The following is a 13413-nucleotide window of genomic DNA, read 5'->3' as shown; positions in this document are numbered from 1 at the left end:
TACTACCGCCCTTTCGCGTACGTTTTCAGTTAACTATTACACAACACCTTGTGCAAACATAGCGTCAGCGACTTTGACGAAGCCCGCGATGTTCGCACCTTGTACATAGTTGGTTTGTTTACCTTCGCCACCAAACTCAACACAATGGTGGTGAATATCCAACATGATATGGTGCAGACGAGTATCCACTTTTTCAGCTTTCCAGCTTAAGCGCGCTGCGTTTTGAGCCATTTCCAGACCTGATGTTGCCACACCACCAGCATTAGCAGCTTTACCTGGTGCAAACAGAACACCCGCTTCAAGGAATAGGTCAGTTGCAGGAATTGTTGTTGGCATGTTCGCGCCTTCCGCAACCGCTTTCACGCCATTTTGGATCAATACTTTAGCGGCTTCGACATCCAGCTCATTCTGCGTTGCACATGGTAGTGCGATATCCACAGGTACACACCAAGGCTGTTTGCCCGCTAAGTAAGTCAGCCCAAACTCTTTCGCGTACTCTTCAACTCGACCATAATTATTTTTGATCTCTTCTAAGCGCGCTAATTTTTCGAGTGTAAAGCCATCTTCATCGACAACTGTACCGCTAGAATCTGATGCAGTAACCACTTTCGCACCCAGTTCCAGACATTTTTCAATCGTGTATTGAGCAACGTTACCTGAACCTGAAACAGCAACACGCATGCCTTCAAAGCCTAATCCGTGACGTTTTAACATGGCATCAGTGAAGTAAACTAACCCGTAACCGGTTGCTTCTGGGCGAATTAAACTACCACCGAAAGACAAACCTTTACCGGTAAATACACACGCCGTATTGTTAGACAGCTTTTTCATCATCCCTGTCATAAAGCCAACTTCACGTCCACCAACCCCGATATCACCAGCGGGAACATCAGTATCTGCACCTAAATGACGATAAAGCTCAGTCATCAGAGCTTGGCAGAAACGCATAACTTCACCGTGACTTTTACCTTTAGGGTCGAAGTCAGAGCCACCTTTTCCGCCGCCCATAGGCAGGGTTGTCAGCGCATTTTTCAGGGTTTGTTCAAAGCCTAAAAACTTCAGAATGGATAAGTTAACCGATGGATGGAAACGCATTCCGCCTTTAAACGGACCAATGGCAGAACTGAATTGGACACGCCATGCACGGTTTACTTGTACTTTACCGTGGTCATCAACCCAACAAACGCGAAATTGGATCACTCTTTCTGGTTCAACAAAGCGTTCCAGCAAAGCTTGATCACGATATTTTTCATTTTGTTCGATAAAAGGCCACAGGGAGGTGAATACTTCACGCACTGCTTGTAGGAATTCAGGTTGTGAAGGGTCTCTTTTTTGGACAGACTCCAAGAACGAAGATAGTGTTTGAGCCATCTTTGACTTCCTTTTTTATGTGGATATTGTTGTGAGGAGCCTCACTATTTCTTATCTTTTTTTTTGCGAAATGTGAGGTCGATTTGTGTTTGCCTATTGAATATATCATTAGTTTGTATTCTTAATTCAAGGTTTTTTTTTACTCATTTGCAAAAAAAATTGCTTGACCTGCCAATCATTCCCTTTCACCGAGTAATTTGGCGTAAAAAAAACGCCTGCATAAGCAGGCGTTTTTAGTGAATAATTATCAAGTTAGAGATTACAGATTATTCTTCTTCGTCATTCAATGGAACAATCAGCATATCCACATGAACGGTATTAATTAACTGGCGAGCAGAGGACATTAACTTGCTCCAGAAATCTTGGTGATGCCCACAGACAACTAAATCCATATCGTATTTTTTGATAGCATCCACTAACACTTGACCTAAATCGCCGCTACCACTGAGGGTTTCTTGGATCTCATAACCTGCACCAGCAGAGAGATCTTTCAGTGAGTTACGGGTTTCATCAGTGATACGTTGCTGCATGTCACCCAGATTCACATCGATAAGACCGGTATAAAGATCCGAGTAGTTTACATCAACATGGATCATGGATACTTTGGCTCCGTACGGTTTAGCCATTGAAACAGCCTTATCCAGTAATACTTTACTTTCAGGTGACAAATCTACCGCAACAAGAATATGTTTATAAGCCATAAGTAAACTCCTTCCAAATGCTGATTTAACTGGTGGTTAACGACATTCACCAATATCTTATGAATATACTATACCTGCAAATTGTGATGAGTAAGTGTCGTTGTGATCACATCTAGCAGATTAAATTTTTAACGATAAATAGACATAACATTTGATAAAACAATAACATCATTCATTCAATTTTAATATACATCCACCCAAAATTCGAGCTTCCGTGATATATCTAAGTGTAATTAACCATCCCTAAATTGAAAGTCGATAAATATCCATCCCTAGAATGAAAATTTTGAGTCAATTGCACTTTTTTTAAGCAAAAAACTATCCTACAATAAAAATTAATCAAGTAAGTGCAATATTTTGGCTTTGTTTCCTTTAGTGACAACGGCGGTTTGATCAGTTCGTTCTAAGGAGGGATTATGTTCAGTATGGTTGCATTATTTTGGGCACTCTGCATTCTGTGCATTTTAAATATGATGCGCTATTTTTCTTCTATTCGTGTTTTATTGTCTATATTGAGGGATTCCGATCCTTTACTCTATCAATCCGTTGATGGTAATGGCTTTTTTACCACTCATGGTCAACTTAATAAACAACTTCGCTTAGTTCGCTATATCAATAGCAAACAGTATCTTGAACACTACGATCCCGACGTCATTTTTCGTTGTGAACGGATCCGTAAACAATTTATGCTCATCAGTCGATTGAGTATTTTGGTCGTTGTGAGCCTGATTTACCTTCTGATAGTCAATTAGTTGTAATTTATCGTGTAACCCATTCAATATAAAAAAATAGTGATGACCGAAACCGATCATCACTATTCTAGAATGTTTCTATTTTGCATAGAGCCCAAATGTTATTTTCGAGCTCTACGGAAGACCATTAAATAATCTTCAGTGCGATCCAATATAAAGCACCTGATAGACAAATTGAAACTGGCAGCGTTAGTAACCATGCTAGAGCGATGCTCTTGATAGTTTTACTCTGAACACCACCACCATCAACTACCATGGTACCTGCAACCGCAGAGGAGAGAACCTGAGTCGTTGAAACTGGCATACCCGTATAACTTGCTACCCCGATAGAAACTGCCGCAGTCACCTGTGCAGAAACCCCTTGAGCGTAAGTCATTCCTTTTTTACCAATTTTCTCACCGATAGTCACAGCTACACGCTGCCAACCAAACATCGTTCCCAGTGCCAATGCCAGTGCGACGGCAATGATGATCCACAGCGGTGCATACTCAACGGTATACAGCAGGTCATTGCTTAGTTTCTTCAGTAAGCTAGCATCTTTCGCGCTAGTTTCTGGCAACTTGGCAACTGCATTTGCAGTATCAGAGATACACATTAGCAGGCGGCGAGCTTGGTTACGTTGTTCTGGTGTCAGCTCATCATAGCTTTGAATCCCGCTCAGCATTTTCTGAGCTTGATCTAAGATGACTGGCGTACGTGAACTGTCGCAGTGAAACTCACCCTCTTCAGGTTTGTTTTCTGCTAACGCTGGGGTATTTTCAATCGCGTGGTTTAATGCTGGTTTATGTGTCTCATAGTATTGTTGCAGATGGACAACAGCGTCATGAGTTCTTGCGATATCGTAACCGTTAGAATTCATATTGACGACGAAGCCAGCTGGTGCAACACCAATCAGAACCAGCATGATAAGACCGATACCTTTCTGCCCATCGTTCGCACCGTGAGAAAAACTCACACCGACTGCAGATAGGATCAACGCAGTACGCGTCCAGAATGGCGGCTTACGCTTACCATCATTTTTCTCACGTTCTGCTGGCGTTAAGTGAATTCGGCGACGCTTTTTAGTTCCGCTCCAATAACGGCGCAAAACAAAAATCATCAGCCCTGCAATCACAAATCCGATAGCGGGTGAAAGAATTAACGACATGAAAATACTGATCATCTTCGGTATGTTTAATGCATCAACCACGGATGAATCAGTCACCAATGCGTTGGTTAAACCAACACCAATGATTGCCCCGATCAGGGTGTGAGAACTCGATGCAGGAATTCCGAGATACCAGGTTCCAAGGTTCCAGATGATAGCAGCCAATAGCAATGAAAAGACCATTGCAAGGCCGTGAGCAGAGCTCACATTGAGTAGAAGGTCTGTTGGTAAGAGGTGAACAATGGCGTACGCAACGCTCAACCCTCCCAGCAAGACGCCGAAAAAGTTAAAAACTCCCGCCATGACAACTGCGAACTGAGCTCGCATTGCTCGGGTATAAATAACCGTCGCGACCGCATTTGCGGTATCATGGAAACCATTTATAGCCTCATAGACCAGCACAAATAACAGTGCTAGAACTAATAATAGACCCGTGTAAAATTCTAAACCTGTAAAAAGATGTAGCATAGACGTTAAGCCATTATAGGTTGGACATGAACGCGGCGCATTATCATTGACAAACGCTAGCGGTGGAAGCGAAATCTGACCTTTTTTTGATTTAACTACCCATCAAAAAAACACCAGTTAGACATTTTTCCTTAAATATCATAAAATTAGCCAAATCAAAGTTATTCTGAATTTTTGAAACTTTTTTAGGATAATTTCAGATTATCGAAGGCAAAGTAGTCTTTTTTCGCAGTTTTCCCTAATTATAATACGTCTGATATACTTTTCATCAATTCTTCTCTAATCCATTGCATTACAACCGCGATCTAATAGCGTAAAATACCCCCATCAGTAATATCAAATATATTAAAAATCAAGTATATAGAGAATTTTAATCGTGAGAAATATCGACGTTATTATTTTAGGGGCTGGTGCCGCTGGACTATTTTGTGCTTCACTCGCGGGTAAGCGTGGTTTAAATACCTTGGTACTGGATAACGGCAAAAAATTAGGTCGAAAAATTCTTATGTCAGGTGGTGGTCGCTGTAACTTCACTAATATGTACGCCGATCACAGTAACTACCTTTCGACTAACCCTCACTTTTGTAAATCAGCCCTTGCACGTTATACCCAATGGGATTTTATTTCTCTCGTAAGCAAATATCAGATTCCTTATCACGAAAAAACACTCGGACAGTTATTTTGTGATAATAGTGCGCAAGATATCGTCGATATGCTGCAAAATGAATGTAATTTACCCAATATTAGCATCAAACTACGCAGTGAAATTACCCACGTAGAAAAAATAAATAATGAATATATCGTCACCGTTAATGGCTCTCAAGTAAGTGCTCGCTCACTTGTTGTAGCTACCGGAGGGCTCTCTATGCCGGGGCTAGGAGCAACGCCATTTGGTTATCGTCTCGCAGAGCAGTTTGGGCACACTATCGTGCCAACCCGAGCCGCCTTGGTACCTTTCACGCTTCATAAGCCCCTATTGGAGGCTCTACAGGTGCTGTCAGGAGTTTCCGTCCCCGCTACCGTCACCTCAGCCTGCGGCGTAGTATTTAAAGAAAATATTTTGTTTACCCATAGAGGCTTATCTGGCCCTGCCATTTTACAGATTTCGAATTACTGGCAACCGGGGGAGTATGTGAGTATTAACTTACTTCCAGAAACTTCTGTGAGGGAATTCCTGACCAATGAAAAGCAACACCGTCCAAATCAATCATTGAAAAATACCTTAGCGACATTGCTACCGAAACGCTTACTCGATGTTCTTCAACAACTAGAGCAACTCCCCGATTGCCCACTCAAACAACTCAACCATCCGCAGATTGAGGCATTAGATAACCTACTCCATCACTGGCAAGTTCAACCTAATGGAACCGAAGGATATCGCACTGCTGAAGTGACTTTAGGCGGAGTCGATACCCATGAAATTTCCTCTAAAACCATGGAATCGCTTAAAGCTCCAGGTCTGTATTTTATAGGGGAAGTGATGGATGTCACTGGCTGGCTTGGTGGGTATAACTTCCAATGGGCATGGAGTTCCGCCTCTGCTTGTGCTGAAAGTTTACCAGCATCTCAAAATAGCTAACTATTTGATAACTTCATTTAATCCATTGAAAAATAATGGATATTATTTAATTACATACAAATCATACAGTTGAGAATTAGGTTCTCATAAATATCAAATTGGTTAAAAATAACCCTTTACAAACGATAGTGATAACTATTATCATTATCACATCTTCCGCAGGGTGCTTAACTTAGTCAGCATCTTGTTGGAGGTACGACATTGCTCACATTGCTTCCAGTGTTTACTTTAGCCAGCTTACATGCTGGCTATTTTTTTATCTCCTCGTCATATATCTCTATTTCTTGATACAAAATTTTCTTATTAGCGACCGAAATCTTATTCAAATTTTTTGGATCCTATGATTAATTTCCCCTACTTCTCTCTGGCGTTAATTTGGCTAAACTATCATCAACAAGTTTAGAAAAAGCCCAATGAAAGTTGGATATACGCTTTTAGGAGATGACTCTATGATCTATTTACGCCAAGCAAACCAACGTGGACACGCCAACCATGGCTGGCTCGACAGTTGGCATACTTTTTCATTTGCTAGCTATTACGATGAAAAATTTATGGGATTCTCTGCATTGAGGGTCATCAATGAGGACTATATTGCCGCTGGACAAGGTTTCGGTACTCACCCACACAAGGATATGGAAATATTGACTTATGTCCTTGATGGCGCAGTTGAACATAAAGATAGCATGGGCAATATGGAACAAATCCCTGCGGGAGAATTCCAAATCATGAGCGCGGGCACTGGTATTCGCCACTCTGAATACAACCCGGATAATGAAAAAGCGCTGCGTTTATACCAGATTTGGATTATGCCAAATGCCAATGGTATCGAGCCACGCTATGAACAAAAACGTTTTGACTCTAAGAATGGTAGGCAGCTTGTACTGTCCCCAGATGCCCGTGAAGGATCGCTAAAAGTCCACCAAGATATGACCTTATGGCGCTGGGCATTGTCGGCCAAAGAACACGATACTTATGAGATTGCCGATAAACGCGTCGTCTGGATACAAGTCGTGAAAGGCAGCATTGAAGTTAATGGTCAAAAAGCAACTACCAGCGATGGTTTAGCTGTTTGGCAAGAAAGTCAGCTGACTATCCATGCTGATGATGATAGTGAAATTCTGTTATTTGACTTGCCAGCAATGGAATAAATACAGATGTGAATAAGTACTCACTTATTTTTAAGGCAAAAAAGGCGCTATCTCGGTAGCGCCTTTTTTTATCACTGAATTTCGATGCGATTACAGTTTTGGACCGGCTTTAACCAGTGCAGCTCCCGCTGGAGTATCTGTGTATTTATCGAAGTTCTTCGTAAAGCGGTCAGCTAAATCTTTTGATTTCGCATCCCATTGTGATTTGTCCGCGTAAGTATTACGTGGGTCAAGGATATTTGTATCCACACCCGGTAATGCAGTTGGGACTTCTAAATCAAAAACTGGCAACTTAATCATATCCGCTTTCTCAATATCTCCACTTAAGATAGCGTCAATAATTGCGCGTGTATCTTTGATAGAAATACGTTTACCAGTACCGTTCCAGCCTGTGTTAACTAAATAAGCTTTCGCACCAGCAGCTTCCATTCGCTTCACTAACACTTCCGCATATTGCGTTGGGTGTAGAGATAGGAAGGCAGCACCGAAACATGCAGAGAATGTTGGTGTTGGTTCAGTCACACCACGTTCAGTTCCTGCTAATTTCGCCGTGAAACCTGACAAGAAGTGATACTGAGTTTGTTCTGGCGTTAAGCGAGAAACAGGTGGTAACACACCGAATGCATCTGCCGTCAGGAAGATAACTTTAGTCGCGTGCCCCGCTTTAGAAACAGGCTTAACGATATTTTCGATGTGATAAATTGGGTAAGAAACACGCGTATTTTCGGTTTTTGAACCATCATTGAAATCAACAGAGCCATCCGCCAATACCATGACGTTTTCCAGTAATGCATCGCGCTTGATAGCACCATAGATATCTGGCTCAGCTTCTTTAGACAGGTTGATTGTTTTCGCGTAGCAACCGCCTTCAAAGTTGAATACACCGTCGTCGTCCCAACCGTGCTCATCATCACCAATTAACTTACGTTTTGGATCGGTAGACAGTGTTGTCTTACCTGTACCCGATAAGCCGAAGAAAATAGCAACGTCGCCATCTTCACCTACGTTAGCGGAACAGTGCATTGATGCGATGCCTTTTAATGGCAGCAGGTAGTTCATCATAGAGAACATCCCTTTCTTCATCTCGCCGCCGTACCATGAGCCACCGATTAACTGCATACGCTCAGTTAAGTTGAATGCAACAAAGTTTTCTGAATTCAGACCTTGCTCTTTCCAATTCGGGTTAGTGCATTTTGCGCCATTCATCACGATAAAGTCAGGCTCAAAACCGACTAATTCTTCTTCAGAAGGACGAATGAACATGTTTTTAACGAAGTGAGCTTGCCATGCAACTTCCGTAATAAAACGGACTTTCAGACGCGTATCTGCGTTAGCACCACAGAATGCATCGACAACAAACAGACGTTTGCCAGAGAGCTGCTCGGTCACTAAGTGCTTCAGGCTGCTCCAAACCTCTTGGCTCATTGGTTTGTTATCGTTTTTGCCTTTACCTTGGTCTGCCCACCAAACGGTATCACGAGTTATATCATCGCGAACGATATATTTATCTTTTGGAGAACGACCCGTAAAAATACCGGTATCAACAGCAACAGCACCTAAAGTCGTTACTGTACCGCGTTCATAACCTTCTAGACCTGGCTTGGTTTCTTCCTGAAATAACAGTTCATAACTAGGGTTATAAACAACTTCTGCGACGTCATGAATGCCGTACTTTTCGAGATCCTTCAGGGTAATGCTTTTAGCGCTCATTATATTGCTCCTGGTAAACATAGCTATTCTGCCGACGATCATAAATCTTTACGACTAATTAACAGCGATAGCTATCAAAGAATTGAAAAAGCATAATTTTTTTTAATTCATAATGAGACTTAGAGCACGTTATAATCCTTTAAATTTGTCAAAAAAGGGTGCAGAATTGCACCCTCGTCACATAAATAGGTTGCTAAATCGTATCAGTGAAGTTGCTGATTACGCTCATTATTTAACCCTTCAATATCGGATTCAATAAATACGTAGTGTGTGCCACAGAATTCACACTCCATATCAATTTTTCCATCTTTGTGTAAAATCTCCATAACATCTTCATTGGAAAGTGTAATCAATGAAGCTTCACAACGTTCCCGAGAACATGTGCAACGAAACTCAACAGATTGAGGGTCATACAGCGTCACATCTTCTTCGTGATATAAACGATGTAGCACTTCTTGGATATCTAACTCGCTAAGCTCTTTGCCTTTAATCGTGGCTGTCAGTTGTACTAGATGATCAAAAAATTCCTGACTAGAATTTTCCGCTGCTGGCAGGACTTGCAGCAACATACCACCCGCGATACCTTTGCCATCTAGCTCACCAACACGAATAAATAAGCGAGTTGGGAGTTGCTCAGACTGACGGAAATAAGCATCTATGCTTTCTTCAATACTGTTGCCTTCAATAGCCACAATACCTTGGTAGCGCTCACCTTGTTTTGGCGTGATAGTGATGACAATAAAACCATTACCGATCATCTGTTTTAAGGTGCTACCCGCGACTACCGGACCATCAACGCGTGCAACACCACGCATTTGCTGTAAGTTATTACCATTAATAACCGCTAATTTTACGGGGCCATCACCTTGAATTTGAACGGTAATATCGCCATCAAATTTCAATGTTGCAGTCAGTAAACTGGTCGCAACCAGTAACTCACCCAGCAGACCTTTTACCGCTTCTGGATAATCATGATTTTGTAAAATATGATGAAAAGTCTCATCGACAGTAATCATTTCCCCACGCACAGCATGCTGTTCAAATAGAAAACGATGAAGTTGGTCTTGTTTAGCCATAATTTCTCTCTATTACTCAGACCGTCTATTAAGACGATTCATTGGAATTAGTTTGTTTAAATTTTAGCAGAGTTCGACGCTCTTTTTTATCAGGACGTCGGTCTGGATGGGGCATAGTTAACGCATTCATTTTGCGTGCTATCGCCATTTTTTCACGTTGTTCGATGCTTTCAGCTGTTTCACAATACAGTAATTGAGCTTCCGGAGCGCCTTTACGCTGATTGCTGATCTCAAGCACTTCAATGATACGCTCATCATTTCCTTGTCGTAGTTTGATCAAGGCGCCTATCTCAACAATTTTCCCGGGCTTAGTTCTCTGTCCATTATAGTGAACCTTCCCGCCATCTATCATCTCACGGGCCGTTGAACGTGTTTTATAAAAACGTGCAACCCATAACCATTTATCGAGGCGAACGGGTTCTACAGATGATTGTTTCATGATGCCTCCTCAATATCAGTTTGAATTAAAACCAAAATGAGGCTTCCATTATATCGGAAGGATAATACTATCTAGGCGCGGAAGGATTATCGACCTCATAGCATTTATCGTAATATTCAGTGATTTTACGTAAACGCCTTTTGTTATTCAAAACTCGTATAATTATTAATGAACCATTGATTACAACACATATTGCCAGAAAAAGAATAAACATAGCCCGACAAACAAAGAGCGGTAACGCATCTTCATTTAATGCCTCATGGAGCGAAATATACAGCGTTCCATTTGCATCAACCGATAAATTCGTCACGACACCTTGCACGTCAAACGGTGTGTTATTCAAAATACTCGCTAAGCGTTGAAGTTCATACCAACGCTGTAACTGCGTCATTTCATTGAAGGAATTTATTGGAATCAAATCAACTAATGGATGATTTTCATCGCTAATCAACAACACGCCACCCGGAGGGGGACTATTGAGTTTACGAATTTCTTTTTCAATTTCTTTCCTGATGAAATCATATGTGGTGTCTTCAACTAACTTTTCCAAGGCCTCAGCACTTCCTGCACGTAATAAAACGTGTGCCCCGCTTAATTTTCCTGATGATGCTTTTTTCACTAGAGTAGACCAATCATCCGCACTACCACCGAGGTTCGATAACGCATTTTTGAGTTTAACGCAACTCTCTGATCCACCACATAATGCATTGGTTTTTAATATTATTTCCGAAAAATCAAAGATAATATTCATCCCTGACTTCATAATTTCTCGTTGTAATCTGGGGTTAATTCCTGGGGCATCTTTATCAGGGTGAAGCTGATTTTTAACACTATTAAGTAAATCAATAGCATGATTTACCGTTTCAGACTGTGGCTCAGTCACCAAATTGATGTTGTTCCAATACATTCCGGAGCAGTCAAAAGGCACAAAAAGTGCCTGATTTTCATCATTCAAATTTGGGGGGCGATAACACATACCCACCCCTTTTGCTAACAGCGTATCCCCAACCTTAATTTTTTTTATGCTCAATTCCATTGGGTCTGTAACAACAACTTTTTGAGTACCCTCTAACCATGCAATACCGAGTTTAATTGGCAAACTAATGGGTTGATAAGTCATCGTAAGTACCAAAAAAAGTAAGGCACTAGAGAACATCAATATGTTCTTTTTAAATCGCTTGTAAGGGTAATAACGCTCTTCTTCATGAATGGAGAGACAGCGGCCATATTTCACTACCTCCCCCGAAGAATAGAGGTCAATGTTAGTTGCTTGATTTAATTCATATTTTAGATAGGGAGTCCAATAAGAAGGATAGTGAAGATCTACCCCCCCAATAGAGACTGTCGATGAATACTTTTTATCTAATTCACCATAGAGTTCCCAGCGTTTGGGTTGCCCATAAATGCACTGTACATCTTGATAAGGTTTGGGAAGAATTCGTAACCGAAACAGTAAAAATACGCCAATACAAAAGACGATTATCGCAAAAGTCAGTCCCCATCCTTGTAAAACAGGGATAGAAATCATCGTGAGGTAGCCTAAAAAGAAGCTTAGACTCACCACTATGGCTCCTAGCCATCCCGATGAATTGTGTAGCCGATGCTCTTCTTTACTCTCTTTGCGTACTTTTAATAATTGAATCGTGTTTTGCTCGCCTTCTTGGATAGCGGCTTCTGGTAACACAGACTCCACAGAAGAGGACGCAGACCACTCATGACTAAACTCTTTCAGGGAGTGGCTATTCAATGCCACAATGAGCGGTAGATGGTCAGTATCAATGATTTCCATCACGTTTTGCCGCTGCAAAAAGGGTTCGAGTTGTTCAGGCAATTGCACTTCAACCGTATCAATAAAATAGCGCCAGCTATTTCCTTGTTCTTGCCGAAGATTAAACCGAGTGACGGCATTGCAAATCGTTGCAACAATCGAATTTCGTTTAATTTGCCAAGCAGGTTGTGACGGTACGTGAATATTTTTTGAAGCGTTATGATTGAGATACTGCGATAGGATTTGGTAGTCTGACTCAATCATTTTTTTAAATGAAGGCGCGGCTAACGAGGGTATTTGATAGACGCTAGAACGCCGTCCCCGCCTGAAGAATAGGAAGAGAACCATTATAATTAGGCTAGCTACAATCAGAGCCAGTATAATGATAGTGTTTAGCATGTTTATCCCAATGGAACTGTCTACCAGCAAGCATAGCAATTCAATGTGAATCCCTATATCAGCCAATTCCTATTCTATTTTCAGTTTTGTTCTACTTTACAATACCTTGTAAATATAATTTTTTACTCATTCTGCGATACTCTTTTTCTAGGTAATTATACTAGCAGTATTTTCTCTGCCTTATAATCTCTATCATTTTTTTTTGATATGCGTCATAGTTAAGGACAAGGTAAAGGCCATCTTTCTCATCGCAAAAATGCTTTTATCCATAGATTCAATCATCTGGTTCGGAAATCGTTATGACAGAACTCAAAAAACCAAAAATCCTGAATATTCAAGATATCGCACAGTCCAAATTATTCAGCATCCAATCTGTTGATCTCGAATTCAGCAACGGTGAAAAACGCGTTTATGAAAGAATGCGTCCAGCAAAACGCGAAGCGGTTCTCATTGTTCCGATCATCGATGACCACCTAATCTTGATTCGTGAATATGCCGTTGGTATTGAAAATTATGAGCTGGGTTTCCCCAAAGGAGCTGTTGACCCTGGAGAAGAGCCTCTTGATGCTGCTCAGCGCGAACTCAAAGAAGAAATTGGCTATGGTGCCCGCCAAATTATTCCATTGGCAAAACTCACCATGTCCCCATCTTATTTCTCTAGTAAGATGAATATCCTCATTGCTAATGACCTATTCAATGAAAAGCTAGAGGGCGATGAACCCGAACCATTACAACAAGTTAAATGGCCGATAGCTCGAATGATGGAGTTACTCGATCACCCTGATTTCAATGAAGCTCGTAATATTAGTGCGCTGTTCTATGTTGAGCGTTATCTAAAAAATAACGCGCGGTAAT

Annotated in this window: 11 protein-coding genes; 4 read left to right on the top strand and 7 right to left on the bottom strand. The window is 41.3% G+C overall.

Annotated elements, in window-relative coordinates:
- Positions 1-36 precede the first annotated feature (36 nt).
- The gene (gdhA, locus tag EL244_RS00510) at positions 37-1371 is read right to left on the bottom strand and encodes an NADP-specific glutamate dehydrogenase (RefSeq protein WP_006813981.1); all 1335 of its coding nucleotides are present in this window, start codon (positions 1369-1371) and stop codon (positions 37-39) included.
- A 266-nt stretch (positions 1372-1637) separates the two neighbouring features.
- Positions 1638-2072 carry a universal stress protein UspA gene (gene uspA / locus EL244_RS00505; protein ID WP_006813982.1) on the bottom strand — a complete coding sequence of 145 codons (435 nt, stop codon included), beginning with the start codon at positions 2070-2072 and terminating at the stop codon, positions 1638-1640.
- Between the two features lie 416 nt (positions 2073-2488).
- Between uspA and uspB the strand changes: the two genes are divergently transcribed.
- On the top strand, positions 2489-2824 hold the full coding sequence (gene uspB, locus EL244_RS00500) for a universal stress protein UspB (RefSeq protein WP_039854671.1): 336 nt from the start codon (positions 2489-2491) through the stop codon (positions 2822-2824).
- 127 nt (positions 2825-2951) lie between these two features.
- Here uspB and pitA read toward each other — a convergent pair whose 3' ends face one another.
- Positions 2952-4439: an inorganic phosphate transporter PitA gene (gene pitA / locus EL244_RS00495; RefSeq protein WP_006813984.1), complete on the bottom strand. Its 1488-nt coding sequence runs from the start codon at positions 4437-4439 to the stop codon at positions 2952-2954.
- Positions 4440-4815: 376 nt separating this feature from the next.
- On the opposite strand from pitA, the gene EL244_RS00490 reads away from it, so the two are divergent.
- Complete coding sequence (locus EL244_RS00490; protein ID WP_126457967.1) at positions 4816-6018, top strand: BaiN/RdsA family NAD(P)/FAD-dependent oxidoreductase; 1203 nt, start codon at positions 4816-4818, stop codon at positions 6016-6018.
- A 449-nt stretch (positions 6019-6467) separates the two neighbouring features.
- Positions 6468-7166: a pirin family protein gene (locus tag EL244_RS00485; RefSeq protein WP_126457964.1), complete on the top strand. Its 699-nt coding sequence runs from the start codon at positions 6468-6470 to the stop codon at positions 7164-7166.
- A gap of 90 nt (positions 7167-7256) precedes the next feature.
- Here EL244_RS00485 and pckA read toward each other — a convergent pair whose 3' ends face one another.
- The 4 genes from pckA to EL244_RS00465 all read right to left on the bottom strand — a co-directional run bounded on the left by pckA (position 7257) and on the right by EL244_RS00465 (position 12558).
- A complete protein-coding gene (gene pckA / locus EL244_RS00480) occupies positions 7257-8876 on the bottom strand; it encodes a phosphoenolpyruvate carboxykinase (ATP) (RefSeq protein ID WP_126457961.1) in 1620 nt (539 codons plus the stop codon).
- 203 nt (positions 8877-9079) lie between these two features.
- Positions 9080-9952: an Hsp33 family molecular chaperone HslO gene (gene hslO / locus EL244_RS00475; protein WP_126457958.1), complete on the bottom strand. Its 873-nt coding sequence runs from the start codon at positions 9950-9952 to the stop codon at positions 9080-9082.
- Positions 9953-9980: 28 nt separating this feature from the next.
- Entirely contained in the window at positions 9981-10391 is a 411-nt protein-coding gene (hslR, locus tag EL244_RS00470) for a ribosome-associated heat shock protein Hsp15 (protein WP_126457955.1), read from the bottom strand.
- A gap of 67 nt (positions 10392-10458) precedes the next feature.
- Positions 10459-12558 carry an IgaA/UmoB family intracellular growth attenuator gene (locus tag EL244_RS00465; protein ID WP_112835827.1) on the bottom strand — a complete coding sequence of 700 codons (2100 nt, stop codon included), beginning with the start codon at positions 12556-12558 and terminating at the stop codon, positions 10459-10461.
- Between the two features lie 299 nt (positions 12559-12857).
- Here EL244_RS00465 and nudE point away from each other — a divergent pair, with 299 nt between their 5' ends.
- The gene (gene nudE / locus EL244_RS00460; protein WP_126457952.1) at positions 12858-13412 is read left to right on the top strand and encodes an ADP compounds hydrolase NudE; all 555 of its coding nucleotides are present in this window, start codon (positions 12858-12860) and stop codon (positions 13410-13412) included.
- Position 13413 lies beyond the last annotated feature (1 nt).

The organism is Providencia rustigianii, from assembly GCF_900637755.1.
Taxonomy (GTDB): Bacteria; Pseudomonadota; Gammaproteobacteria; order Enterobacterales; family Enterobacteriaceae; genus Providencia; species Providencia rustigianii.
The sequence above is the reverse complement of the archived record's forward strand: the minus strand, read 5'-3'. Positions and strand labels throughout refer to the sequence as shown.

Bases quoted from the DNA above. Each gene is read 5' to 3' on its own strand.
- gdhA (WP_006813981.1), bottom strand. From the start codon at position 1,371: ATGGCTCAAACACTATCTTCGTTCTTGGAGTCTGTCCAAAAAAGAGAC.
- uspA (WP_006813982.1), bottom strand. From the start codon at position 2,072: ATGGCTTATAAACATATTCTTGTTGCGGTAGATTTGTCACCTGAAAGT.
- uspB (WP_039854671.1), top strand. From the start codon at position 2,489: ATGTTCAGTATGGTTGCATTATTTTGGGCACTCTGCATTCTGTGCATT.
- pitA (WP_006813984.1), bottom strand. From the start codon at position 4,439: ATGCTACATCTTTTTACAGGTTTAGAATTTTACACGGGTCTATTATTA.
- EL244_RS00485 (WP_126457964.1), top strand. From the start codon at position 6,468: ATGATCTATTTACGCCAAGCAAACCAACGTGGACACGCCAACCATGGC.
- pckA (WP_126457961.1), bottom strand. From the start codon at position 8,876: ATGAGCGCTAAAAGCATTACCCTGAAGGATCTCGAAAAGTACGGCATT.
- hslO (WP_126457958.1), bottom strand. From the start codon at position 9,952: ATGGCTAAACAAGACCAACTTCATCGTTTTCTATTTGAACAGCATGCT.
- hslR (WP_126457955.1), bottom strand. From the start codon at position 10,391: ATGAAACAATCATCTGTAGAACCCGTTCGCCTCGATAAATGGTTATGG.
- EL244_RS00465 (WP_112835827.1), bottom strand. From the start codon at position 12,558: ATGCTAAACACTATCATTATACTGGCTCTGATTGTAGCTAGCCTAATT.
- nudE (WP_126457952.1), top strand. From the start codon at position 12,858: ATGACAGAACTCAAAAAACCAAAAATCCTGAATATTCAAGATATCGCA.